The sequence below is a fragment of the Agrobacterium sp. M50-1 genome (genome assembly GCF_049843495.1).
In the GTDB taxonomy this organism is placed as follows: Bacteria; Pseudomonadota; Alphaproteobacteria; order Rhizobiales; family Rhizobiaceae; genus Agrobacterium; species Agrobacterium radiobacter.
Map to the genome: position 1 here is coordinate 172,231 of NZ_JBBHZH010000009.1, position 25,290 is coordinate 197,520.

The following is a 25,290-nucleotide window of genomic DNA, read 5'->3' on the forward strand; positions in this document are numbered from 1 at the left end:
ATGTTTTTGACCCGCATATCCGTTACCCATCCCGTTTTCGCCACCATGATGATGGTGGCGCTTCTGGTCATGGGCGCCTTCTCGCTGCAGCGGCTTGGGCTGGACCAATATCCCAATGTCGACGTTCCCGTGGTGGTCGTCGTCACCTCTTATCCGGGCGCGACGCCGGAGACGGTGGAGACCGAGGTGACGCGGCCCGTCGAGGACGCGCTGAACGCCATTGGCGGCCTCGACGAGGTCACGTCCACCTCCTATGAGGGGCGCTCCGTCGTGGTCGCGAAATTCAAGCTCGAAGTGCAGAGCTCGGCCGCCGCGCAGGAGGTCCGCGACAAGATCGCCGCCATCGAGGCGAATTTTCCGAAAGACGCCAAAAAGCCCGTCATATCGAGGTTCGACCCCGCCGCCGAGCCGGTCCTGTCGGTTGCGATCAGTTCGACGTCGCTCGATGTGCCCGCCCTCACCACGCTTGCCGACCAGAGGGTGGTGCGGCAGCTGACGACCGTTGCCGGCGTCGGCCAGGCAACGCTGGTTGGCGCCCGCAAACGGCAGATCGATGTGACGATCGACGAGACGCGCATGCGCGCCCTTGGCATCGGAATCAACGAGGTGGTGAATGCGCTGCGCGCCGGCAACACCAACAGCCCGGCCGGAAGCGTCATCGATCCCGTCTCCGAACGGACGATCCAGGTACAGGGCCGCATCGAGGAGCCGCAGGCGCTGCTGGACATGGTGGTGGCAAGGCGCGGCGGCGCGGCCATCGAGCTTCGTGATGTCGCCAAACTTTCCGAAGGCGCAGCCGATGCCGAAAGCCGCGCCCTCTATAACGGCCAGACGGCGCTGGCGATCGACATCGTCAAGGTTCAGGACGCCAATACCGTTCAGGTGGCGACGGATGTGAGAAAGCGTCTCGATGCGCTCAACGCCGAGCTTGCCCCGCAGAACGTACAGCTGCGTATCGTCACGGATTCATCGATACCCATCCGCGAATCCGTCGGTCAGGTACAGACGACGCTGATCGAAGGTGCGGCGCTCGCCGTCGCCATCGTCTTCCTGTTTCTCAATTCCTGGCGCAGCACGGTGATTACCGGGCTGACATTGCCGATCGCCATCATCGGCACGCTCACGGTGATCGATTTCCTCGGTTTCACCCTCAATACGCTCAGCCTGCTGGCGCTGACGCTTTCCATCGGCATTCTCGTGGATGACGCCATCGTGGTGCGCGAAAACATCACCCGCCATCTGCATATGGGCAAATCCCACCTGCGCGCAGCCCTCGACGGCACCAATGAAATCGGGCTTGCGGTCATCGCGACAACGGCGACGATCGTGGCGGTTTTCCTGCCGGTTGCCTTCATGGATGGCATCGTCGGCCGGTTTTTCTATGAATTCGGCGTCACCGTCTCCGCCGCCGTGCTGATCTCGCTTTTCGTCGCCTTCACGCTCGATCCGATGTTATCAAGCGTCTGGTATGATCCGGACGCCCAACCCGATGCAAAACGCGGCCCGATAGGCCGACTGATCGCGCGTTTCGACCGCGGCTTCGAATGGACGGCCGGCCAGTATCGCCGCGCCATCGGCTGGACCCTGCGGCACCGGCTCGTCACCCTGCTTGTCACATCGGGCATATTTATCGGCAGCCTGTTCATGGTGCCGCTGGTCGGCACGGAATTCGTTCCGAATGCCGATGAGGGCCGCTTCCAGGTCAACATCACCGCGCCGGTCGGCTCCTCTCTGGACTATACGACCACCAAGGTGCGGCAGGTCGAGAAGGCGCTGAGGGAATTTCCGGAGGTCGAGATGCTTTATTCCACCATCAACACCGGCGGCGCCGCGGGCAAACATCGCGCCGCCATATTGGTGGGGCTGGTGCCGCTCGATACGCGAAGCCGAACCCCGCTCTCCCTTGCCGAGCCGGTTCGCAAGCGCCTGTCAGCCATACCTGGCATTGAGGTCACGATCCTGCAGAATGGCCTTGGCGGCGGCGAAAGCCCGGTGCAGCTGAGCATCCTCGGCGACGACCGGGCTGTTCTTGAAAAAATCGCCGCCGGCCTGGTCGAAGACATGAAAAAAATTCCGGGCCTCGTGGACGTGACCTCCAGCGCCAAGGATGTGACCTCTGTCCTGTCGGTACGCCTGAAGCCTGCGGCGGCGAGCGATCTCGGCATTGCCCACGCCGATCTTGCCGCAGCGCTCTCCCCCCTTATCGGCGGCGAGGATGTGTCGAAATGGACGGATAGTGACGGCAATACGTACGATATCGTCACCCGCCTGCCCGCCGAGCGGCGGTCCGATCTGGCAAGCCTCGGTGAATTGATGATTGCGACCGGCCGCACGGCGGCGAACGGTGCACCGCTGATGGTGCGTCTCGATCAGGTTGCCGATATCGGCATCATGCCGGCCCCCGCCGAAATCCGCCGCATCGACAATCGCCGCGAGATACTGGTTTCGGCCAATATTGCCGGCCGCACGCTTGGCGACGTGACGGAGACGCTTCAGGGCCTGACCGCCGGTCTTGACCTGCCGAACGGCTATCGCATCCGCTTCGGCGGTGACGCCGAAACCATGCAGGAAACCGTCGGCCACATGGTCACAGCGCTCAGCATGGCCGTCATCTTCATCTACATCGTGCTCGCCTCGCAGTTCGGCAGCTTCTTGCAACCGCTCGCCATTATGGCGTCGCTGCCGCTGTCGCTCGTCGGCGTCCTCATCGGGCTGATGGTCGCCGGCAGCACCATCAACATGTTCTCGCTGATCGGCTTCATCATGCTGATGGGCCTCGTGACCAAAAACGGCATCCTGCTGGTGGATTTCGCCAATCGCGAGCGGCGGCGGGGGCTTTCGCTGAACGAAGCGCTCGAGAATGCGGGCGTCATCCGCTTCCGTCCGATCATCATGACGACGCTTGCAATGATCTTCGGCATGATCCCGCTCGGTCTGGCCGTGGGCGGCGGCGGCGCGCAGCGTGCGCCGATGGCCCATGCGGTGGTTGGCGGCCTCATCAGTTCCACGCTGCTGACCCTGATCGTGGTGCCGACCATCCTGTCTTATCTGGACAGCATCATCAGGCGTTTCGCCCGCCTGTTACCGAAAGCGCCGGATGAAACGGGGCATTCGAACCATGAGACACAATCTTCCCAAAAGCAGCCGGCCTGACAAGGTCGGCTAGACACCAATCCGGCTGACAACGGGAAGGCGACACCGCCTTCCCGTCATTCCGGATGGCGCGCCTGTCGTCATCTCAGCAAAAGAATCGCGGCCGGGCCCGACAGAAGCAAAGCGATGGCGATAATCGGGTGGAGATAACGCAATAGGAAGCGGAGAACGGGGCGGCGTAAATTCATGCAACGGCTCCTGATGACAATCATCAGGCAAGGTTGGGCATGCCCTATTGCGGCGGCATTACAGTCCTGGCGGAAGGAAGGAATGCCGGCAGATGCGGTTACGGTGTCTCAGCGCTCCGGCGTTTCTTTTTGCCCTTTGGCCGGAAATCGACCAGCAGCGATTTCAGTTCGATATCACGAACGCGTCTTGCCGCTTCGTCAGGGCGCACCCATTCCAGCAGGCGTTCGCCGTGCTCCTTGAAGGTCGCGTCCGTTTCCGTCACCTCTATCTGGAAGACGTCGACCATGCAGGGAACGACATCGCCATTGTCGAGCATCTTGAGATAGGTATAGCGGCCCACCGCATCCTTCTTCACCCGGCCGCGCACACCCGCCTCCTCCCACGCTTCGATTGCCGCCGCCTGATGCGGTTTCTTGCGCTTCATCGGCCAGCCGCGCGGAATGATCCAGCGCTGACTGGTGCGGGACGTGACGAGGAGGATTTCGACATCCACGCTATTGTCGGCATAACGGAAACAGAGCGCGGCATATTGCTGCCGGAAAGCACCGGTGAAGAGCTTTTCGGGAACCGCAGCCAGCTGCTGGAGCAATGTGAGTGGACGGGCCGGACGGGTTTTCCGGCGTTTCTTGGAAGATTTCATATCCGTTGATAGTGCTGATTTTCCGGGTTGCATCAATGCCCCGCGTGCATTTATGACAGTTTTATGACAATCACCCCCCACAACTGATAAAGCGCCATTGAGGGCCAATTCGCATGATGAGTATTTTTCGCAAGCTGATGCCGCGCGAGGACCGTTTCTTCGACATGTTCAGCAAACATTCCGAAACCGTCATCAAAGCGGCTGAAGCCCTTGACCAACTTTTAAGCGGCATCGACGTCGAGAAGAACTGCGACCTCATCGTCGCCCTCGAGCATCAGGCGGACGAGATCACCCGCGAGGTGCTGCTTGCGGTCAGGCGGAGCTTCATCACGCCATTCGATCGTGGCGACATCAAGGACCTCATCCAGTCCATGGATGACGCCATCGACATGATGCACAAGACCGTCAAGACCATCCGCCTGTTCGAGCAGAGCGAATTCGACCCGCTGATGAAGGAGATGGGCCACGAGATCGTGCGCGCGGCGGGCCTGATTGCGGAAGCCATTCCGCTTCTCAACAAGGTCGGCACGAATGCGCATCGCCTCTCGGCCATCGCCGAAGAAGTGACCCGCGTCGAAGGCCGCTCCGACGAGCTTCACGACCTGGGTCTGAAGGACCTCTTCCGCCGGCATGGCGCGAGCGGCGATGCCATGGCCTATATGATCGGCAGCGAAATCTACGGCGAACTCGAAAAGGTCGTCGACCGCTTCGAGGATGTGGCCAACGAGATCAGCGGCATCGTGATCGAGAACGTCTGATGGATGTCGCGCTTGCCCTGCCGCTGCTCGTCGGCCTTATCGCCATCGCGCTGTTCTTCGATTTCCTGAACGGTTTGCATGACGCCGCCAATTCCATCGCCACCATTGTCTCCACCCGGGTGCTGCGGCCGCAATATGCGGTCGCCTGGGCGGCCTTCTTCAATTTCATCGCCTTCCTGTTCTTCGGCCTGCATGTGGCCGAAACGCTCGGCACCGGCATCATAGATCCGGCCATCGTGTCGCCGCAGGTCATCTTCGCGGCGCTGATCGGCGCCATCGTCTGGAACATCGTCACCTGGATTTTCGGCATTCCCTCCAGCTCCTCGCATGCGCTGATCGGCGGCCTCGTCGGTGCGGGTTTCGCCAAGGTGGGCTTTAACTCCATCGTCTGGTCGGGCCTGCTGAAGACCGTGGGGGCGATCTTCATGTCGCCGGCCATCGGCTTTTTCCTGGCGCTCGTTCTCGTGCTCGCCGTGTCGTGGCTGTTCGTGCGGCAGACGCCCTTTGCTGTCGACCGCACCTTCCGCGTCATGCAGTTCATCTCCGCCTCGCTTTATTCGCTGGGGCACGGCGGCAATGACGCGCAGAAGACCATGGGCATCATCGCCGTGCTGCTGTTCAGCCAGGGGCATCTCGGCGAGAGTTTCTATGTGCCCTTCTGGGTGGTGATTTCCTGCCAGTCGGCCATGGCGCTCGGCACGCTGTTCGGCGGCTGGCGTATTGTCCATACGATGGGATCGAAAATCACCCGGCTGAACCCGATGCAGGGTTTCTGCGCCGAAACCGGCGGGGCGCTGACGCTGTTCGGCGCCACATGGCTCGGCATTCCGGTCTCCACCACCCACACGATCACCGGCGCCATCGTCGGTGTCGGTGCTGCCCGCCGTGTCTCGGCGGTGCGCTGGGGGCTTGCCGGCAATATCGTCATCGCCTGGATCGTGACCATGCCGGCAGCCGCACTGATCTCCGCTGCCGTTTACGGGCTGACCTCGCTGTTCTGATAGCTCCATTACTGCCCGGATCTGCCGCTCCGCCCGGAACAAAAGCCACCCTGTGGCTGTTGTTCCGGTAGACCAATGCGGATCGCGGACATGGCACGGCAGGTTTTCTGGAAGGGTTATCTGAAGCTGTCACTGGTGACGGCCTCCGTCTCGCTGACGCCTGCGACGACCGAAGGCAACAAATACAGCTTCCACATCCTCAATCGCAAAACCGGCAATCGCGTCGAAAGCCGCTATGTCGACAGTGTCACCCACAGGCCGGTCGCCGCCAGGAACCAGGTGAAGGGTTTTCCGCGCGGCGAGGATGACTACGTGCTGCTGGAGGATGACGAGATCGATGCGGTGGCGCTTGAAAGCACCCGCACCATCGATATCAAGACCTTCGTGCCAAAAGGGTCGATCGACTGGATCTGGTACGACCGTCCGCATTTTCTGCGCCCGGAAGACAAGATCGGCACCGAAGCCTTCAGCGTCATTCGCGAAGCCATGAAAGCGAACGATGTTTTCGGCATTGCGCGTCTGGTGATCTACCGTCGTGAAAGGGCAGTCCTGCTGGAACCTTCAGGCAAGGGCATCATCCTGTGGACGCTCCATTATGGCGAGGAGGTGCGCGAAAGCATCGACGCGCTGGAGCCGAAGATGAAAATCGACCGGCCGTTGCTGGACGCCATGGAAAAACGCATCGGCAAACAGGTCACGGCTTGGAAGCCAACTCTGGTGCAGGACCCCATTCAGAAAAAGATCAAGTCCCTGTTGAAGACCAAGGGCGAAGAGGTCTCCTCATCGACAAAGAAAACTAGCACGAAGGCCCGCACCGGCGGCAATGTCATCAATATCATGGATGCGCTGAAGAAAAGCCTCGCTTCGGAAAAGAGAAGCTGAGGATCGGCGTCTTCACCGTGCCTTTTTCGGCAGCGGCTTGGCAGCGGCAAAAAAGCCGTCCCACGGGTCTTTTTTCAGCGCAGCAAGACGAGCCCCGATATTGTTGACGGTGAAATGGGCCGGACCGATCTCGGCGGTGAGTTCCGACCATTCGAGCGGCGCTGAAATGGCGGCTCCCGGCCGGGCGCGCGTCGAATAGGCCGCAACCGCCGTATTGCCCCTGCCGTTGCGCAGGTAATCGATAAAAATACGGCCCTGACGTTTCGCCTTGGTGGCGACGGAAAGATATTTCTCCGGTTCGGCTTTCGACATATCCGCCGCCATGGCCTTGGCGAAGGCTTTTACCGGGGCCCAGCCCGCCTGCGGCTTCAGCGGCGCGACGACATGCAGTCCCTTGCCGCCCGAGGTCTTGACGAAAGCGGCAAGCCCGGCCTCTTCGAAACGCCGTTTCAGTTCCAGCGCCGCCTCGATCACCTCTTCCCATGCCACATCCTCGCCGGGGTCGATATCCATGGTGATCATGTCAGGCTTTTCCCAATTGGCGGTGGTCACGCCCCATGGGTGAATTTCAAGCGCGGCGGATTGCACGAGCGCCATCAGGCCATCGAAATCGGTAATGCGGATCAGCGGCTCACCGCCCTTGTCCTTGGGGTCCCTGATTTGCTCGACCGCCTTGTTGATGCCGCGCCAGGCATGTTTCTGGAAGAAACGCTGCCCTTCTATACCCTCCGGGCAGCGCAGCAGTGCCAGCGGCCGGTTGACGACAAAGGGCGCGATGCGCCGCCAGACCTGCGCATAATAATCGGCAAGCCCCTCCTTCGTCACGCCATCGTCCGGCCAGTAGAGCCGGTCAGGATGGGTGAACTTGATCGTCGATTGCGGCGCCTTGGTATCGGACACGGCCTTCTCCTCGCGTTCGATTTCTTCTGCGGGCTTGTCTTCACGCAGCCCCCGGAAGGAGGCGTGGCGCAGATTGCCATCTCCAGACCATGCGCGAAACTCCACTTCAGCCACCAGTTCCGGCTTCACGAAATGAAGATCACGTCGGGCAAGCGCGGTGAGCTTCTCACCGAACGGGCTTTCCGTGCGCTCCAGCGGCTTCAGCAGGCCAAGCAGCATCTCCGCCACGTCGCCCGTATAACCTGTCCCGACACGGCCGACATGGCGCAGCTTGCCATTTTCATAAACGCCGAGCGCCAGCGATCCGATCGCGTGGTCCGATGTCGAGGAGACGGTGTAGCCACCGATAACGAATTCCTGTCGCATCGAGCATTTGGATTTCACCCATTCTCCCTTGCGCCCGGAAACATATTTGCTGCTCTTGACCTTGGAAATGACACCCTCAAGACTGAGCCGGCAGGCATGGTCGAGGACAAGCGCGCCACTTTCTTCAAAATGCTGGCTGTAACGAAGATGGGGATCGCCCGCCGGCAACAGCTTTTCCAGCAGCGCCTTTCGTTCGCTCAATGCCGCACCGCGCAGATCGCTGCCATCGAGATAGAGAAGGTCGAAGGCGTAAAACACAAAACGGTCGCTGCGTCCTTCGCTCAGATCCTGCTGCAAGGCGGAGAAATCGGAAGCCCCGTTATCGCGTTCCACGACGATTTCGCCGTCGATCAACACCGTTTCCACCGGCAGCGCCTTGATAGCGCCTGTCACGGACACACCGAATTTCTCCGTCCAGTCCAGCCCGCTGCGGGTCAGGAGCTGGAGCTTGCCCTGATCGACACGCGCCTGCAGACGATAGCCGTCAAATTTGATTTCATGCAGCCAGCGATCTCCGTCGGGCGGTTTTGGCTTGAGCGTGGCGAGCGCCGGCGGCACGAAGGACGGCATGGCCTGTTTGCGCGCGCCTTTGGGCAGCGCATGCGCCTGTTTTTTGCCCGACGTCGAAGCCGCGGCCTTTTTCGATACCGGCTTGGAATTCCAGGTATCTTTTGGCTTGGCCGCAACCTCCTCGACGCTACGCCCGGTCTTTACGGATTCCGGCCGTTCCTCGAGAATATCCGCGCCGCCTTTATGTCTGGCTTCCTCGTCGTCGCCCTTGATCAGCAGCCAGTTTTCCCGGCTTTCGCCCGGCTTTCCGTGCATGCGCACCAGATGCCAGCGTCCCTTCAGCTTTTCGCCTTCCAGTTCGAATTCCAGATGGCCTTTGCGATAGCCTTTCCGGGCGTCACCGATCGGCTGCCAGAAGCCGCGATCCCAGACAATCACGGTGCCGCCGCCATATTGTCCCTTGGGGATAACGCCTTCAAAATCACCATAGCTGAGGGGATGGTCCTCCACATGCACGGCAAGACGTTTGTCCTCGGGATCGAGACTGGGACCGCGCGTCACCGCCCAGCTTTTCAGCACGCCATCCATTTCCAGCCGAAAATCATAATGCAGACGGCGGGCATCGTGTTTCTGGATCACGAAGCTCGATCCCTGCTGTTCGGCCTTCGTACCCTTGGGCTCCGGCGTCTTGTCAAAACTGCGCTTGGCGTTATAGGTCTGCAATCCCATGGATCAGCCCGCTTTCCGCGGCGCCTTGCGGCCTGCTGCCGTCGCCTTTTTCTTGCTGTCCGCTCCCGCCCCGGCGCTTCGGCGCAGGGCCTCCTTGAGATCGATGATATTGTCCTCCCGGCGCGGCGGCTGTTTCGCGATTTCCCGGCCTTCGATCTTGGCTTTCACAAGTTCGGCCAGCGCATCATTATAACGGTCGCTATAGTCTGCGGGATCGAACGTGCCGGCGCGCTTTTCGATGATGTGACCGGCGAGTTCCAACATTTCCTCATCGAACTCGATGTCGGGGATCGACTTGAAGACCGATGTCTGCGAACGGACCTCGTAGCTGAAATTCAGCGTCGTCGCGACGAGAGCCTTGCCGCTCGGACGGATCAGCAGGACACGGTTGCGGCGGAAAAGCACCGCTTCGCCGAGAGCTGCGACATTCTCGTCGTCCATCGCTCTGGCAAGAAGCGTCAGCGCCTCTTCACCACCCTCCCCGCTCGGCGCGAGATAATAGGACTTGTCGAAATAAAGCTTGTCGATCTCGTCACAGGGCAGGAAGTGACTGACGCGGATGACCTTGTCGCTCTCTGGCATCAGCTTCGCGATCTCGTCGCCCTCGATGACGATGTGATCGCCATTGTCGAGCTCGTATCCCTTGACCTGATCGTCGCGAAGAACCGCCTCGCCGGTATCGCTATCGACATATTGCCGCTCGACGCGGTGACCGGTCTTGCGGTTGACGATATTGAACGCGATTTTCTCCGCCGAGGTCAGCGCGGAATAAAGGCCGATTTCACAGTTGAAATCGGCAAAGGTCAGATGGCCTCTCCAGCTGGCTCTGCGGTTCATGTCCGTCGTCCCTCGTCATCGCTGCGGGAGGGCATTTCCCGGCGTCGGTCGCCGGCCAGAATGCGCTCGATGGCGGGTACGTCCGCCTCCGCCAGAACCGGCACCGGGTCGGACGCCATGGCTTCCAGCACCTCCGGCGAAAGGCCACCATTACGGATCACCCACTCCATCGCCTCACGGGTCTGCCGCTCCGCTTTCAACTGCGCATAAAGCGCCAGTATCAGCCGGTCGCGGACATCGAAGCTCTTCAAGTTTATGTCTGAACGTTCTGCCTGCCGTTTCATCTCGAAATCCTCAAAGGCCATCCGGCATTGGCGGGCATCGCCTCAGGCAATGCCCCTGCCGCCGGTGACGCCATAAACCTCGCCATTGATGAAGCTCGCATCCTGCGACGCCAGCAGCACATAAACGGGCGCCAGTTCCACCGGCTGTCCCGGGCGGCCGAAATCGCTGTCCTTGCCGAAATTCTTCACCTTCTCGTCCGGCTGGCCGCCACTCGGCTGAAGCACCGTCCAGAACGGCCCCGGCGCAACGGCATTTGCACGCACGCCCTTTTCGATGAGCTGTTTGGCAAGCGCTTTCGTATAGGCGACGATACCGGCTTTGGTGGTGGCGTAGTCCAGCAGGATTGCGGAGGGCTCATAAGCCTGTATCGACGCGGTGGTGATCACCGACGACCCCGGCTTGAGATGGGGAACAGCCGCCTGCGCAATCCAGTGCAGGGCATAAAGATTGGTCTTCATGGTGCGGTCAAAATCGTCCGTCGACAGTTCTTCTATGTCTTCGCGATATTGCTGTCTCGCGGCGTTGATGACCAGAATATCCAGCCCGTCTAGATCGCCGGCCGCCTTCTCGACCAGTTCGCGGCACCATGCCTCATCGGTAATATCGCCGGGCAGCGCGACCGCCACGCGGCCCTCCGCCTCGATGAGCGCCACGACCTCCTCGGCGTCGGATTCCTCTTCCGGCAGATAGGAGATCGCCACATCAGCACCTTCCCTCGCAAAGGCGATGGCGACCGCGCGGCCGATGCCAGAATCGCCACCGGTGATCAGCGCCTTGCGCCCGGCAAGCTTGCCGGTGCCCTTGTAGCTTTTTTCACCATGATCAGGGAAAGGCGTCATATTCGTCACCAGACCCGGCATCTCCTGGGTCGGGGTCGAAAAGGGCGGGCGCGGATACTGGCTGCGCGGGTCCTGCGGCTCGAGGCGGTCTGTCATCGCGGTCTCTCCCATCGATAGAGGTTCATCCGAGGGCGCGTTTCAGGCTAGTTGTCAGTGCCGCTCTGGGAACGGCAGCACCGACGCGCCACATGCAAGCCTAACGATCCGCCGTCGCTCTCGTTCCATCGGATGTGGGAAAGGCGGGGCGACGGCGTCCTGCGCCGTCGCCTCTTTTATCAAACGGAATGTTTCTTCCGCGTGGTGGTTCTTACGACCTGCGCGGGCGCGACATCCGGTTTGCCGAAGAGATAACCCTGCGCCTGCGCGCAGCCCTCGTCGACCACCATGCGATATTGCGCATCCGTCTCAATCCCCTCCGCCGTGACAGGCAGATCGAGGCTGCGGCCAAGGCCGATCACCGCGCGCACGATGGCGCGGGCATTGTCATCGTCGCTCATGGCGGCGATGAAACTGCGGTCGATCTTGATCTTGTCGAAGGGGAAGCTCTGCAGGTTGCTGAGCGAGGAATAACCCGTGCCGAAATCATCCATGACGATGGCGACACCGAGCGCCTTCAACTGGTTGAGGATGATCAGTGTCGTCTTGCGATCTTTCAGAAGGGCAGCTTCCGTGATTTCCAGCTCTAGCCGGTTCGGTGAAAGCCCGGTCTGCATCAGCACGGTGCAGACGACATGGCCGAGATTGGCCAGCGAAAACTGCAATGGCGAGACATTCACCGCGACCTTCAGATGCGGCGCCCAGCCGGCCGCCTGACGGCAGGCCTCGCGCAGCACCCATTCGCCGAGCGAGATGATGATCCCGCTTTCCTCGGCAATCGGAATGAAGACATCCGGCGGCACCACGCCCCGTGTCGGGTGCTGCCAGCGCACCAGCGCCTCGTAACCCACGACCTGGCCGCATTCGACTGACAGCACCGGCTGATAGTTCAACAGCAGCTCGTTGCGATTGATGGCAAGTCGCAGATCCGTCTCGAGCTGGCGGCGTTCGCGCGCCTCCTGATCCATCACCGGGTCGTAGAAGGCCAATATGCCGCGCCCGCCCATCTTCGCGCGGTAAAGCGCCAGATCGGCGGCATGCATGATGCTTTCGTGATCCCGGCCGTCCCGCGGGAACACGGCGATGCCGATGCTGACGCCGACGGAGGTCGGATCGTTGGCGACATTCATCTTCAGTGCGAACATGCCAAGGATCGTTTCTGCCAGCAGGCGCGCCTCTTCCGCCCTGGTGTGGCGCGCGGTCAGGATGACGAACTCATCACCACCGAGACGGGCGACCACATCGCCTGCCCTTGCACATTCATCGAGAATGGCGGCGACCTTTTTCAGGACGCGATCCCCTTCGGCATGACCGAATATGTCGTTGACAGCCTTGAACCGGTCGAGATCGAGCGCCAAGAGCGCAAATTCGTCATCCTCGTCGCAATGCTCGATCTGCTGGTGAAGACGGGTCTGGAACATGGTGCGGTTGGAAAGGCCCGTCAGAACATCATGGCGGGCGAGATATTCGATTTCCCGCTGCGCTTCGCGCTTTTCCGTGAGGTCACGGATGGCCATCACCTCACAGGGGCGGCCGCGATATTCGATCGTACGCACGCTGAGTTCGAATATCTGCGCTTGCCCGGCACGCTCGCGCACCGCCTCCACCGGCGTGTGGCGTGGCAGATAAGCGGGCTGCCCGTCGATCGCCTTGAAGAGATCGTCGGGGTTCTGTCCGACCAGCGATGCTTCATCCCTGCCCAGAAGGCCGGCAAAACGGGTGTTCAGCTCCACGATCCGCCCATCGCGGACGACGGCGAGGCCATCAAGCGTCGCATCGACGAGACCCTTGAGATCGACGAGATAACGATCCACCAGAGCCGCGGCGGCGGTGGAGGACAGGATCAGGAACGTGACGCCGGAAATGGCGCAGATCATGATCAGCCGCGCGACATTGTCGGGATCAGGCCCGGATACGGACGGATCGGGCGAAAGCACCGTGGCCGACATGGTCGTGAAATGCAGCGCGCAGATCGCGAAAATCGCCGATGCGGCCGGCGCGGCGATGCGCTTCCAGGAACCGATGCGACAGAAAAGAAAAAAGGCCAGAAGGAAAGATACCCAGGCGACCGCAAAACCGCCCAGCACCGGTCCCCACCGGTAGCTGATCGTGGCGGCGACATCCATTCCCGCCATTCCGACGAAATGCATGACGGCGACCGACAGGGTGATGAGCGTGCCGACGATAACAGGGCTGTAAGCGGCCTGCGAGCGGGCGGTGAGCGCCAGCCAGAAACCGATAACGGCGAAAACCGCCGACAAAGCCGTGAAGGCGAAATCATAACCGATCGGAACCGCACCCTTATAGGCGAGCATGGCGACGAAATGCGTGGCCCAGACGCTCAGGCCTCCGGCAAAGGCGGCAACCAGCACCCAATAGGGCTTACGGCCAGCCGGACTTTCCTCCGCACGCAACAGAAGGTGAAAAAAAGCAAACATGCCAAGCAGGCAGATAACAGCTGCAAGAAGAACGACCGCCCGGTCGTGCTGTATGGCAACGCATTCCAAAACCGTGAACATGCTGCACTCTCCCAGCCTCTGAAGAACCGCTCACGGTGGCACTATGGGAGTGCTTTATTTATAAATCTCTAATGCAACTATTGATAATTGTATCAATATTTTCTCGCGCAAAGGAAAAGAGTTCGGGCCGGCGTGCCAAGCTGTAACACTTTTGGCAAACCGACCCGAAAAAGTGATCGACCGAAGCTTTTACTTCCAGCTTCGATAATCTGCCGCGGTGCATCCGAAAGGCGCCGGGCCATCGGCGAAACGCTCCTGCAGACGGGCGCAACCCCACTCGTTCAGTGCTGCCGGCAGCATGTTGTTGATGTCCATTCCGGGCGAGTTGAATTGCGACGGAGCGCTTGTGACATACCACAGCCAGTAACCGAACACCGCAACGATGATGACGGCAACGATGGCAACGAGAGTGCCCAGTCTGCGCAACAGGCCCGGCCCTTTCTTCATCGCCGCAGCCTGGGCCGCGGCAGCCCCCTGCGTCTCGCTCGCGACCATCGGGGCAAGCGATGCCAGAGCTTCCGCCCGCTCCTGCTCCGTAAGGTCGATCCGCTCCAGCTGGTCGTCGAGCAGAACCGGCAACGCGCTGTTGCCATGCAGGACCGCGAGCGCCACATCATGTTTGCCGGTATGGCCGACGACAACGGGAATGCGACCCCGCTCCAGATGCGTAAAGGATTGCCGTTTGGTTTTATCGTCCCTCACCGTATCGGCATAAGTCACGAAGAGACGGCTGCGTTTTTCGGCAACAGCCGTCAGCGCGACCGGGATGACGGTCAAAGGCGCGGGCTTGCGCAGCTGCAGACGAACCCGCAGGACACGGACAAGCGTGAACAGCATCGCGAGACTGCCGAAACCGAGCAGGGCGACGAACACGCCGAGCGTGATGATGCGGTTCCAGAGCATGTCGAGGCCCAGCGAAATCGTTGCGAGTTCCGGGTTCTTCGCGGAAATGACCAGCCCGGTTTCGTAATCGCCGGAATGGAAATCGACGAACATGACCTCGACATCCTTCTTGTAGCTCACGCCCGCCTGTTCGTAGGAAAGATCCGCCTCGCAGGTCGTGAAGATCGCCTTGCGCGTCTTGCAGCTGCCGTTGATATCGCCGTTTTCAATCTCCAGCGGGTCTTTGCTGATCTGATAGTCGCGCAATATGCCCGGGCCTTCGGCCACGAGCATGACGACCGTGATCACCAGAAGCACGGGAATGGAGAAATAATAGGCTGCCGGCACCGAAATGACGCCACGTTTGAGGCTAAGCGGCCGCGACGGAAGTTTTATCTGTGCAAGGTTCATGGTCGTCAACGCATTCTTCGGGAGGTGGGTGAGCGGAGTTCGCGACTCTCGCCCGACGGAAGGAATAGTCATCGGACGGTCTAATCCGATGAAGTCCTTGAGAAAACCCCTGAAATTACGGGATGACGTGCGACAATCCTCTGCCGCGTCCGGGCTTCGCGGTTGGCCGCTGATAAAAAACGGGCGGTAAAACCGCCCGTCGCAGGTTTTTCAGAGACTGTGGTTTGCCCTTAGTCTTTCGTGACCTTTTCCAGCCGGGTCGTCTGGCTGGGATGGCCCACATAATCCTTCACGCGCGCATTCAGCACGATCGGCTCGAATCTCTCGAACATCGGCAGCACCGCCGGCTTCTGGGCGACGAACATTTCCTGCATCTGGGTGTAGATTTCCCCGCGCTTCTTGGCGTCCGGCTCCAGCGAGGCCTTTGCCGTCAGCGCGGTCAGTTCCGGAATGTCCCAGGCTGAGCGCCAGACGAAATTACCGGCATTGTTGGCGGCAAGCGAGTTGTCGGGATTGCTGGAAAACTGCTCCATCGAGCCCAGCACATTCGGCATGTAGGCGCCGGTCTGCGGAATGAGCAGATCGAAATCCCGCGCGCGGTGGGCGGCAATCACGTCCGAACCGTTACCCTGCTGGATATTGACCTTGATGCCGATCTCGCTGAGCGAGGCCTGGATCGCGGTGGCGAGGTCGATGCGTGGTGTCTGCGCGATCGTCTTCAGATTGAGCGTGAAGCCGTTCTCATAACCGGCCTCCTTGAGCAGGGCCTTCGCCTTCTCGACATCGAGCTTCCAGTCCGGGCTCGGAATGGCATATTCGAAGTTTTCCGGCACCGGCACCGTGCGCGCCCGACCGTAAGGACCCATGATGGTCTTTTCCATGCCCTTGTAGTCGATGCCATAGGCAATCGCTTCGCGGACTTTGGGGTTGGACAAGGGCTCCTTGCCGGCATTCATGGATAGGACGTAGAAGCCGCCCGTGGGCACACGCTGGATCTGGAAACCTTCCTTGTTGTTGAAGATCGCAAGGTCGGCAGCTGTCAGCGCGCTGGCGATGTCGATATCGCCGCGTTCCAGCATCAGGCGCTCCACCTGGCTTTCCGGCACATGGCGAACGATGACGCGGCGCATTTTCGGGCTGCCGGCCACATAGTCCTTGTTGGCCTCGAGAATGATGATCTCATTCGGCGACCAGCGATTGAGCGTAAAAGGACCGGAACCGGCGGAATTGGTTCTCAGCCAGCCATTGCCCCAGTCGCCATTGCTCTCATGTGACTTGAGCTCCTTGCTGTCGACGACGCTGGCGATGACCATGGCCAGACGGTAAAGAAGCAGTTCGGAGGTCGTTTCGCCGGAAAGATCGATGCGTACCGTTTTTTCATCCGGCGCGCTCACCAGCTTGTCGACATTATCGGCGTTATAGCCAACGCGCTTGAGGTTGGCTGCGGCCGCCTGGTTCATCTTCAACAGCCGGCCGAGCGAATAGACGACGTCTGCCGACGTTACCGGATTGCCCGAGGCGAAATTGGCCTCGCGAAGATGGAAGGTGATGCCCTTGTCATCTATCTCCCAGCGTTCGGCAAGCTGCGGCGAAACCTTGCCCGAACCATCGACCGAAATCAGGCGGTCATAGAGGTTGGACATGATTTCGTTGGCTTTTCCTTCGGTGGCCTGATGCGGGTCAAGCGACAGCACCTGAGCCAGCGAGGTTCCGATGACAAGCTGGTCATTCGGTGTTTTGGCCAGGGCTGGCGCGGCCTGCAGCAGCATCGCCCCAAGGGCCGTGGTGAATGCGAGACGGATCAATGTTTTTTTCATACCTGCTCCTCCTACAGATCGGTAATTCGTGTCTGGAAAACGAGCCGGCGACGCAAAGGACGTCGCCGGTTTAATTCGTCAAAGATGTTTGTTATCAAGCGCTTCGATCAACGCGGCGATGTAGCCGTAACAGAAGGCGAAAGCGACACCGACGGCATCGCGCCCGGCAATCGTCGGCACATGGTCTGGCATGATCATGTAGCGATAGCCGAGTTCGTGATAGAGTTTCAGCGACCGCACCATGTCCATGTCGCCCTCATCGGGGAACGTCTCCATGAAGGAGAGTTTGCCACCGCTGATATTGCGGAAATGGACGTTGAAGATCTTGTCGCGGCTGCCGAACCACCTGATGATATCGTCGATCTCCTCGCGCGGATTGTCGAGCATCTCGCCGATCGACCCCTGGCAGAAATTCAGGCCGTGATAGGGATTTTCGCGCATCTGCACGAATTTCTTCAATCCCTCGACAGTGCCGAGCACACGCGTGACACCCTTGTAACCCGGCGGGGTATAGGGATCATGCGGATGGCAGGCGAGACGCACCTTGTTGCTTGCCGCAACCGGCACGACGCGTTCGAGGAAATAGTCGATGCGTTCCCAGTTTTCGTCCTCGGAAAGAACGCCCGCGAGGCCCGGCGCGGCGTCATGATCCGCCTTATCCCAGCGCCAGGCTTCATTAAGCGATCCGCCACGTCCGCGTTCCATCTCCGTGCGCGGAATGCCAATGAGGTTGAGATTGTATTTCGCCGCAGGGATACCGGCCCTGGCGATATCTTCTATCATCTTGCAGACCGCATCGATCTGCCGGTCACGGTCCGGCCCCGCCAGCAGGATATCGGGATACGACGCCTGTTCGATGGGCCGGGACGGCAGCGGCAATTGCACCATGTCCAGGACAAGGCCAAAGCTTTCGACCTTGTCACGGTGGCGTTCAAAGTCCTCCAAAGTCCAGCTCGCGGGCTTTCCGGGCGGATCAGCGTTGATGTTTTTGACGCCGAGCTGCGCCCAAACCTTAAAATCCTCGTCATCGCGCGCAGCAACCTGGGTGCCGACATACATCGATTCTCTCCTCTCTCCATGCAAGTCATCATATGACATCGCATGAAATAAGATGAGTGTCGAGATGCTATTGCGCTTCCGAGAGCAACCTGTATCGGCGCTGGCTCGCAAGCATATGTTCACGCATGGCTTTTCGCGCCGCGTCGGGATCCTGTTCGACGATGGCGCGCAGGATTGCCTCGTGCTCGGCCTGCACTTTGCGAAGATAATTCGCGTCACCGGTTTCCGGCAGCGTGGGGAACTGCCCGCGCGGGATGGAGCGCGAACCGAACTGACGCAGCGCCTCCAGATAAAAGCGGTTATTGGTGGCGATTGCGATGGCCGTGTGAAACTCGTAATCGGCATCGACCGTGGTTTCGCCCGCATCGATGGCGCGGGCCATTTTCCGGTGCGCCGCAGAGATTGCCGCTTCCTGCTGGGCCGTGCGCCGATAGGCGGCGATTGCCGCCGCCTCGCCTTCCGTTGCAAGCCGGAACTCCAGCATTTCCAGCGTCTCTGCAATAGTTCCGACTTCGGTTTGCGTCAGTTTCACGCCGGCCCATTCACTGGCGTTGCTGACGAAAACCCCCTTGCCCTGGATGGGAACGACATAGCCGGCAGAGCGCAGATCGGCAATCGCCTCGCGAACCACTGTCCGGCTCACGCCATAGCTGCGCTCAAGCTCCGGTTCCGTGGGAAGCTGATCACCGTTTTTCAGTTTTCCACTGCGAATTTCTGCGCTGAGATTATCGATGATCTGTTGCGCCCGCCTCTCCCGCGGCTTCACCCTGTCGCCCATCATGCCATTCTTCCCTCTTGCAGAATACGAATCCCTTCGCTACTCATATGATGACATGACAGCACGTCATATGTTTTCATGTTAACTCAGGGAGGAGTTGGGATGAAGTACCATCGAGAGTTTTTGCAAAGGAGAATTGCGCGTCTGCGGCGAGCAGCGTGCAAAGGCTTCACCGCTGACGGCGTTCTTGCAGGGAAGTACGGCCAGCAATGACGGAGATCTCACTGCGCGGGCTTGGACATCGTTTTCTGCAACTGATCGTCAGCCTCTTCATCCTGCTCTGCATCACCTTCATTATCGGCCGGGTCATGCCGACCGATCCGGTCGGGGCGATCGTCGGCGAACTTGCCGACCCCAAGGCCTATGAGGCCATGCGAGCGCGGCTAGGGCTTGATCTGCCGCTTTACCAGCAGTTCTTCATCTACCTGCGCGGCCTGCTGCATGGCGATTTCGGTATTGCGATCCTGACCGGCAATCCGGTGACCCGGGATCTGGCGCAGGCCTTCCCCGCCACTTTCGAACTCGCCACGCTGGCGATCATCATCTCGACGGTCGTCGGTGTCCCGCTCGGTCTTGCCGCCGCCCTCTTCCGCGATACCTTCATCGACAAGTTCGCGCGCGTTTTTGCGCTTGTCGGGCATTCGATACCGGTCTTCTGGTTCGGCATCGTCGGGCTGGTGATTTTCTACGCGAACCTCAACCTTGTCGCAGGCCCCGGCCGGGTCGACGTCTTTTACGAAGGCCTCGTGGAGCCGAAGACGGGATTGATGCTCATCGACACCCTCCTTGCGGGCGAGACGGAAATCTTCTGGAACGCGCTTGGACACATCATCCTGCCCGCCATCATCCTCGCCTATATGGCCATGGCCTACATCACCCGCATGACGAGGGCCTTCACCCTCGAGCAGCTCAGCCAGGACTATGTCATCGCGGCACGGGCAAAGGGCGTCAGCCCAGCACGCACCATAACCCGCCATGTGCTGCCCAACATCGCCGTGCAGCTCATCACCGTCCTGGCGATCTCCTATGGAAACCTGCTGGAAGGCGCCGTGGTCACGGAGATCGTCTTCTCCTGGCCTGGCATCGGCCAATACATGACGAATGCGCTGCTCATAGGCGACATGAATGCAATTCTGGCCGCCACAATCGTCATCGGCTTTATTTTCATGTTGCTCAACTTCCTCGCCGATCTGGCCTATACCACGCTTGATCCCCGTACACGGGAGGCCGCCCGATGACCGATATCGCGCACAACAATACTGTTGATCGACCCAGCGCCCTGTCGCGCCTGTCGACCACCACCATGCGGACACTTCGAAAGCTTGCTGACGAACCGCTTGGCATGTTCGGCTTCGCCATTCTGGCCATTCTGGTTGTCGTCGCCATTTTCGCCCCGCTCATCGCGCCTTACGATCCTGCCCGTCAGGCGCTCGAAAACGCGCTCCAGCCTCCCAGCTGGGCGCATCTGGCCGGAACCGACGAATTCGGCCGCGACATTTTCAGCAGGCTTGTCTACGGCACCCGCATCACCATCCAGACGGTTTTGTCAGTCTCGATCATCGTCGGTCCGATCGGCCTTGCCATTGGCGTGATGGCCGGTTTCTTCGGTGGCAGAACCGACGCGATCCTGATGCGCGCGACAGATATCGTCCTGTCCTTCCCGTCGCTCGTGCTGGCGCTTGCCTTTGCGGCCGCCATGGGCGCCGGTCTCGGCACGGCGATCATTGCGATCTCGCTGACCGCATGGCCGCCGATTGCGCGTCTTGCCCGTGCGGAAGCCCTTGTCGTGCGCAATACCGATTATGTCGCCGCCGCCCGTCTCTATGGCGCCTCGCCGCTGCGCATCCTGTTTTTATACATCGCGCCGATGTGCATTCCCTCGGTCATCGTTCGCCTGACATTGAATATGGCTGGCATCATCCTGACCGCCGCTTCACTCGGTTTCCTTGGTCTCGGGGCTCAGCCGCCGCTGCCGGAATGGGGCGCGATGATCTCCAGCGGCCGCAAGTTCATGCTCGATTACTGGTGGGTCGCGGTCATGCCCGGCATCGCCATCCTGCTGACGAGCCTTGCCTTCAACATCGCCGGCGATACGCTGCGCGACCTCCTGGATCCGCGTCATGCCCGTTCCTGATAGCTCCCCCATCCTTTCGGTCCGCGACCTCAATGTCCGTTTCGGCCGCAACACCATTCCGGCCGTGTCCAACGTCAATTTCGACGTCGGGCGCGAAAGGGTCGGTATCGTTGGTGAATCCGGCTCCGGAAAATCCACCACCGGCCGCGCCGCCATGCGGCTCCTGCCGAAAAGCGCCACGGTGACGGCGGAGCGGATGGATTTTCTCTCCGAACCGCTCCTCGAGAAATCCGAACGGCAGATGGGCGCGATCCGCGGCAGTGAGATGGCGCTGATCATGCAGGATCCGCGTTATTCGCTGAACCCGGTGCTGCCGATCGGAAAGCAGGTGGCGGAGGCCGCCGAACTGCATCTGGCGCTGACCGGCAAGGCGGCGAGAGGTGCTGCCCGCGACATGTTGCTGCGCGTTCGCATCAACGATCCCGACCGCGTGATGGCGCTTTATCCGCACCAGATATCGGGCGGCATGGGCCAGCGCGTGATGATCGCCATGATGCTGCTCGCCAAGCCGAAGCTGGTCATTGCCGATGAGCCGACCTCGGCCCTCGATGTCAGCGTGCGCAAGGATGTGCTTTTGCTTCTGGACGAGATGGTGCGCGAGAATAATTCCGGCCTGATCCTCATCAGCCATGACATCCGCATGGTCGCGGCCTTCTGCGAACGCGTGCTGGTCATGTATGGCGGGCGCGTCGTGGAAACGCTGACGAAGCTGGAGGATGCGCAGCATCCCTATACGCGCGGCCTGATTGCGGCGATGCCCGATCCCCGCAATCCGGTGCGGCGTCTCAAGGTGCTGGACCGTCAGGCAATCGATGCGGAGGTGATGCGATGATCACGGTAGACAAGCTGGACGTCGTCTACGGCGCCAAGGAAAACCGCAATCACGTCGTGCGCGGCGTCAGCCTCACGGTCAACAAAGGCGAGACCCTTGGTATCGTCGGCGAGAGCGGTTGCGGCAAGTCGACCTTGCTGCGGTCCCTGGCGGGGCTGGAAGCCGGCTGGACCGGCTCGATCAGCTTTAACGGCAAACCGGTTGGCAAGACCCGCAGCCCCGATGAACTGAAGCTGGCGCAGATGGTATTTCAGGACCCCTATGGTTCGCTGCATCCACGCCACCGCATCGGCCGGGCGCTCGCCGAACCGATCCGCGCGATGGGCCTTGGCGATGGCTGGTCGAAGGTTCCTGCCGCCCTGCAGCAGGTGGGCCTGCCCGCACATTTCGCCGAGCGCTTCCCGCACGAACTTTCCGGCGGCCAGCGTCAGCGCGTGGCAATTGCCCGCGCGCTGATCCTCGAGCCGCCGATCCTGCTGCTCGATGAGCCGACATCCGCGCTCGACGTCTCCATCCAGGCAGAAATCCTGAACCTGCTTGCCGACCAGCGCGAAGAACGCGGCCTGACCTTTGTTCTCGTCAGCCACGACCTCGCGGTCATCGCCCATATGTGCGACCGCGTGCTGGTCATGCAGAACGGCGTTTTTGTTGATGAGTTGACCAAGGCCGATCTTGAAGCGGGCGTTACCCATTCGGCCTATTCAGGCGAGCTGTTCGAAAGCAGTTTTCTCTGAAATCCTCCGTCGCGACATGGTCGGCAATAGCCTGAACCGCGACGGAGCTTCCTCCGGATGGACATAGGGTCTGCGGCTCGCGCCAGCCGCGGACGCGACAATCAGTTCAGCCGACCTCCGTTTTCATCCGAAAACAGATGGATGCAGTCGAGCGCTGGCGAGACCCTTATCTCGTCGCCGACGACCTGCCCTATGCGTTCACGAAAGACGCCGAGCACCCTAGAGCCGCCGAGTTTCATGGTGACCTGCGTTTCCGATCCCAGCGGTTCGACGAGCATTATCTCCGCTGGCACACCGGACACATCGAGTGAGAAGTGCTCCGGGCGGATACCATAGACGGCCCCTCTTCCCGCCAGACCGGCCGCAGTAGCCGGCAGTGGCAAGACCACACCCCCGGTTTCAAAACCGCCCGCCGATATCGTCCCGGACAGAAAATTCATCGATGGCGATCCGATGAAGCCGGCGACGAACTGATTTGCCGGACGGTCGTAAAGTTCAAGCGGCGTGCCGACCTGCTCGACCCTGCCGCCATTCAGGACCACGACCCTGTCGGCCATGGTCATCGCCTCCACCTGGTCATGCGTCACATAGATCGTGGTGGTCTTGAGCTTCTGGTGCAGCGCCTTGATCTCGCCGCGCATGACGACGCGCAGTTTCGCATCGAGATTGGACAGGGGTTCGTCGAACAGGAACACCTGCGGATTGCGAACAATGGCCCGGCCCATCGCGACACGCTGGCGCTGGCCGCCGGAAAGCTGGCGCGGATAACGGTCGAGCAGCGGTGTGAGGCCAAGGATATCAGCTGCCCAGTTCACCTTCTCGGCGATCTCCTGCTTGCTCGAACCACGATGCTCCAACGAGAAGCCCATATTGCTGGCGACCGTCATATGCGGGTAAAGCGCATAGGACTGGAATACCATGGCGATATCGCGGTCCTTCGGGTCGAGATCGTTGACGATCCGCTCGCCGATCCTGAGTTCGCCGCCGGTAATCGTTTCAAGACCGGCTATCATCCGCAGCAATGTGGACTTGCCGCAGCCGGAGGGGCCGACAAGGACGACAAATTCGCCATCCCTGATGTCGAGATCGACGCCGTGAATGGTTTTCACCGCGCCATAGCTTTTGCGGATGTCGGACAGGGTAACGTTAGCCATCAATCAATTCCGGTTCTTCAGCCCTTGAGGCCGGTATGGGCGAGGCCTTCGACGAACTGCTTCTGGGCAATCACGAAGACGATGAGCACGGGCAGCGCGGTGAGCGTCGCTGCGGCAAGCTGGATGTTCCACATCGGCCCGCCATAGGCGTCGGTATATTGGGTCAGCGCCTGCGGCAGCGTGAACATCTCGGCGCTGGAAAGAAAGACGATCGGCTCGAGGAACAGGTTCCAGGAATGCAGGAAGGTGAAGATTGCGACCGACGCCAGCGCCGGTTTGGCGAGCGGCAGCGCAATCTTGCGGAAAATCTTGAAACGCCCGAGACCATCGACACGCGCCGCCTCTTCCAACTCGCCCGGCAGCGTCACGAAAAACTGCCGCATGACGAAGGTGGCGAAGACACTTGGCGCGCCGAAGATCGGAACAAGGATCAGCGGCCAGTGGGTGTTGACCATGCCGGCCTTCAGGAACATCTGGAACAGCGGCACGATCGTCACTTCCGAGGGGATGAGCAGGCCAAGCAGCACGATCATGAAGATGGCATTGGCGCCCGGAAACCGGATACGTGCGAAGGCATATCCTGCCATGGAGGAGACAATCATCGTGCCAATCGTCACGACAGCAGCAATATAGGCGGAGTTCCAGTATTGCCGCACGAAGGGCTGCAACTCGAATACCTTCGAGTAGGTCGTCCAATCCTGGTTTTGGGGAAAGAACTGCGGCGGGAAGGCGAAGATGTCGCTGATCGGCTTGATCGACGATGTCACCATCCACCAGGTCGGAAAGACGAACGGGATCAACAGCACGCACAACAGCCCGTAAAGCGCCACCTGCATGCGGGGGGAAAGGTCAGCTTTCATAAAAGACGATCCTCTTGCGCATCTGCCACTGGGCGAAGGTCAATACTGCGACGATCAGGAACAGCAGGATGGAAAGCGTCGAGCCGTAACCGAAGAAATGGAACTGGAAGGCCTGCTGATAGAGGTAATAAACCAGCACCGTGGTCGAGAGACCCGGCCCGCCCTGGGTGAGAACCGCAATCTGCGCAAACACCTGCAGCGAGCCGACGATGGTGATGATCGAGGTCAACAGGATAGTCGGGCTGATCAGCGGCAGGGTGATGCGACGAAACTGCTTGAAGGCGGGCGCACCGTCGATGCGGGCCGCCTCGTAGAGTTCCTTCGGCACGCCCTGAAGGGCCGCCAAAAACAGGATCATGTTGAGCCCGACATTCTTGAAGACCTGCACGACGATGACAGAAATCATCGCTGTCGTCTCCTCGCGCAGCCAGTTGGGACCCTCAATGCCGATCATCAGCAACATGCCGTTGATGCCGCCGTTCTTCTGCAACAGAAAACCCCAGACAATCGTCCAGGCGACCAGCGAAACGACCACCGGCGAGAAGAACAGGGTTCTGAAGATCGCAATACCGGCAAGTTTCTGGTTGAGCAGCACGGCAAGCAGCAGCGCCAGCGACAGGTTGAACACGACAAGTCCGGCGGAGAAGATCGCGGTCGCGCCCAGCACCTCACGAAGATTGCCGTCCTCCATCAACATCCGGTAGTTCTGCGTACCGGTATAGGTGAAGGTATTGGCGAGCACATTCCACTCATGCAGCGAATACCAGAACACCAGCCCGAGCGGGATCAGCACGAAGATGATGATCCCGATCAATTGCGGGGCGATGAACAGAAAGCCTGCGAGGCTGTCGCGCCGCGCGATGGTCCAGAACGCCGATACCGGGCGATCTGGACGACGGGTAATTTCCTGCGCGACAGCCATGGC

The 25,290-nt window shown here is 60.4% G+C and carries 21 protein-coding genes; 8 read left to right on the forward strand and 13 right to left on the reverse strand.

All coding sequences use genetic code 11. The annotated features are described in order from the left end of the window. A complete protein-coding gene (locus tag WDZ78_RS20205) occupies positions 1-3,153 on the forward strand; it encodes an efflux RND transporter permease subunit (protein ID WP_425674024.1) in 3,153 nt (1,050 codons plus the stop codon). 286 nt (positions 3,154-3,439) lie between these two features. Here WDZ78_RS20205 and WDZ78_RS20210 read toward each other — a convergent pair whose 3' ends face one another. After that, positions 3,440-3,982 (reverse strand): NUDIX hydrolase, encoded by a 543-nt coding sequence (locus WDZ78_RS20210; RefSeq protein WP_020009790.1) that lies wholly within the window; start codon positions 3,980-3,982, stop codon positions 3,440-3,442. A gap of 113 nt (positions 3,983-4,095) precedes the next feature. Between WDZ78_RS20210 and WDZ78_RS20215 the strand changes: the two genes are divergently transcribed. The 3 genes from WDZ78_RS20215 (at position 4,096) to WDZ78_RS20225 (ending at position 6,623) form a co-directional block, all read left to right on the forward strand. After that, positions 4,096-4,740, forward strand: a complete 645-nt coding sequence (locus tag WDZ78_RS20215; protein WP_111791817.1) for a DUF47 domain-containing protein — start codon at positions 4,096-4,098, stop codon at positions 4,738-4,740. Then, the gene (locus tag WDZ78_RS20220) at positions 4,740-5,741 is read left to right on the forward strand and encodes an inorganic phosphate transporter (RefSeq protein WP_020009788.1); all 1,002 of its coding nucleotides are present in this window, start codon (positions 4,740-4,742) and stop codon (positions 5,739-5,741) included. The genes WDZ78_RS20215 and WDZ78_RS20220 overlap by 1 nt, the downstream gene beginning before the upstream one ends. 90 nt (positions 5,742-5,831) lie before the next feature. After that, complete coding sequence (locus WDZ78_RS20225; protein WP_425674025.1) at positions 5,832-6,623, forward strand: Ku protein; 792 nt, start codon at positions 5,832-5,834, stop codon at positions 6,621-6,623. A gap of 12 nt (positions 6,624-6,635) precedes the next feature. On the opposite strand, the gene ligD is transcribed toward WDZ78_RS20225, so the two are convergent. From ligD to WDZ78_RS20270, 9 genes are all read right to left on the reverse strand, one after another. Further along, positions 6,636-9,128: a DNA ligase D gene (ligD, locus tag WDZ78_RS20230; protein ID WP_425674026.1), complete on the reverse strand. Its 2,493-nt coding sequence runs from the start codon at positions 9,126-9,128 to the stop codon at positions 6,636-6,638. A 3-nt stretch (positions 9,129-9,131) separates the two neighbouring features. Next, positions 9,132-9,965 carry a Ku protein gene (locus WDZ78_RS20235; protein ID WP_425674027.1) on the reverse strand — a complete coding sequence of 278 codons (834 nt, stop codon included), beginning with the start codon at positions 9,963-9,965 and terminating at the stop codon, positions 9,132-9,134. Continuing rightward, a complete protein-coding gene (locus WDZ78_RS20240) occupies positions 9,962-10,249 on the reverse strand; it encodes a hypothetical protein (protein WP_026363523.1) in 288 nt (95 codons plus the stop codon). Before WDZ78_RS20240 ends, WDZ78_RS20235 begins: the two co-directional genes overlap by 4 nt. A gap of 42 nt (positions 10,250-10,291) precedes the next feature. Then, the gene (locus WDZ78_RS20245) at positions 10,292-11,185 is read right to left on the reverse strand and encodes an SDR family oxidoreductase (RefSeq protein WP_003505598.1); all 894 of its coding nucleotides are present in this window, start codon (positions 11,183-11,185) and stop codon (positions 10,292-10,294) included. A gap of 179 nt (positions 11,186-11,364) precedes the next feature. After that, positions 11,365-13,704 carry a bifunctional diguanylate cyclase/phosphodiesterase gene (locus tag WDZ78_RS20250; RefSeq protein WP_020009783.1) on the reverse strand — a complete coding sequence of 780 codons (2,340 nt, stop codon included), beginning with the start codon at positions 13,702-13,704 and terminating at the stop codon, positions 11,365-11,367. A 189-nt stretch (positions 13,705-13,893) separates the two neighbouring features. Then, positions 13,894-14,997 carry a hypothetical protein gene (locus tag WDZ78_RS20255; RefSeq protein ID WP_128287095.1) on the reverse strand — a complete coding sequence of 368 codons (1,104 nt, stop codon included), beginning with the start codon at positions 14,995-14,997 and terminating at the stop codon, positions 13,894-13,896. 230 nt (positions 14,998-15,227) lie between these two features. After that, complete coding sequence (locus WDZ78_RS20260; RefSeq protein WP_425674057.1) at positions 15,228-16,766, reverse strand: ABC transporter substrate-binding protein; 1,539 nt, start codon at positions 16,764-16,766, stop codon at positions 15,228-15,230. 126 nt (positions 16,767-16,892) lie between these two features. Next, positions 16,893-17,873 (reverse strand): mannonate dehydratase, encoded by a 981-nt coding sequence (locus WDZ78_RS20265; RefSeq protein ID WP_425674028.1) that lies wholly within the window; start codon positions 17,871-17,873, stop codon positions 16,893-16,895. Between the two features lie 67 nt (positions 17,874-17,940). Next, positions 17,941-18,654, reverse strand: coding sequence for a FadR/GntR family transcriptional regulator (locus tag WDZ78_RS20270; protein WP_425674029.1), 714 nt, complete (start codon positions 18,652-18,654; stop codon positions 17,941-17,943). 206 nt (positions 18,655-18,860) lie between these two features. Between WDZ78_RS20270 and WDZ78_RS20275 the strand changes: the two genes are divergently transcribed. Genes WDZ78_RS20275 through WDZ78_RS20290 form a run of 4 tightly spaced genes read left to right on the forward strand, consistent with a single transcriptional unit; the run spans position 18,861 to position 22,351 of the window. Beyond that, on the forward strand, positions 18,861-19,889 hold the full coding sequence (locus WDZ78_RS20275) for an ABC transporter permease (protein WP_060727246.1): 1,029 nt from the start codon (positions 18,861-18,863) through the stop codon (positions 19,887-19,889). Continuing rightward, positions 19,886-20,785 carry an ABC transporter permease gene (locus tag WDZ78_RS20280; protein ID WP_020009778.1) on the forward strand — a complete coding sequence of 300 codons (900 nt, stop codon included), beginning with the start codon at positions 19,886-19,888 and terminating at the stop codon, positions 20,783-20,785. Before WDZ78_RS20275 ends, WDZ78_RS20280 begins: the two co-directional genes overlap by 4 nt. Next, the gene (locus tag WDZ78_RS20285; RefSeq protein WP_003505590.1) at positions 20,772-21,617 is read left to right on the forward strand and encodes an ABC transporter ATP-binding protein; all 846 of its coding nucleotides are present in this window, start codon (positions 20,772-20,774) and stop codon (positions 21,615-21,617) included. Before WDZ78_RS20280 ends, WDZ78_RS20285 begins: the two co-directional genes overlap by 14 nt. Next, positions 21,614-22,351, forward strand: coding sequence for an ABC transporter ATP-binding protein (locus WDZ78_RS20290; protein WP_080867356.1), 738 nt, complete (start codon positions 21,614-21,616; stop codon positions 22,349-22,351). Before WDZ78_RS20285 ends, WDZ78_RS20290 begins: the two co-directional genes overlap by 4 nt. A 101-nt stretch (positions 22,352-22,452) precedes the next feature. On the opposite strand, the gene WDZ78_RS20295 is transcribed toward WDZ78_RS20290, so the two are convergent. The 3 genes from WDZ78_RS20295 to WDZ78_RS20305 are packed head-to-tail and all read right to left on the reverse strand — an operon-like array spanning position 22,453 to position 25,287. After that, positions 22,453-23,505 carry an ABC transporter ATP-binding protein gene (locus WDZ78_RS20295; protein ID WP_425674030.1) on the reverse strand — a complete coding sequence of 351 codons (1,053 nt, stop codon included), beginning with the start codon at positions 23,503-23,505 and terminating at the stop codon, positions 22,453-22,455. Positions 23,506-23,522: 17 nt separating this feature from the next. Continuing rightward, entirely contained in the window at positions 23,523-24,365 is an 843-nt protein-coding gene (locus WDZ78_RS20300; protein WP_112346327.1) for a carbohydrate ABC transporter permease, read from the reverse strand. After that, on the reverse strand, positions 24,355-25,287 hold the full coding sequence (locus WDZ78_RS20305) for a carbohydrate ABC transporter permease (RefSeq protein WP_080864466.1): 933 nt from the start codon (positions 25,285-25,287) through the stop codon (positions 24,355-24,357). The genes WDZ78_RS20300 and WDZ78_RS20305 overlap by 11 nt, the downstream gene beginning before the upstream one ends. Positions 25,288-25,290 lie beyond the last annotated feature (3 nt).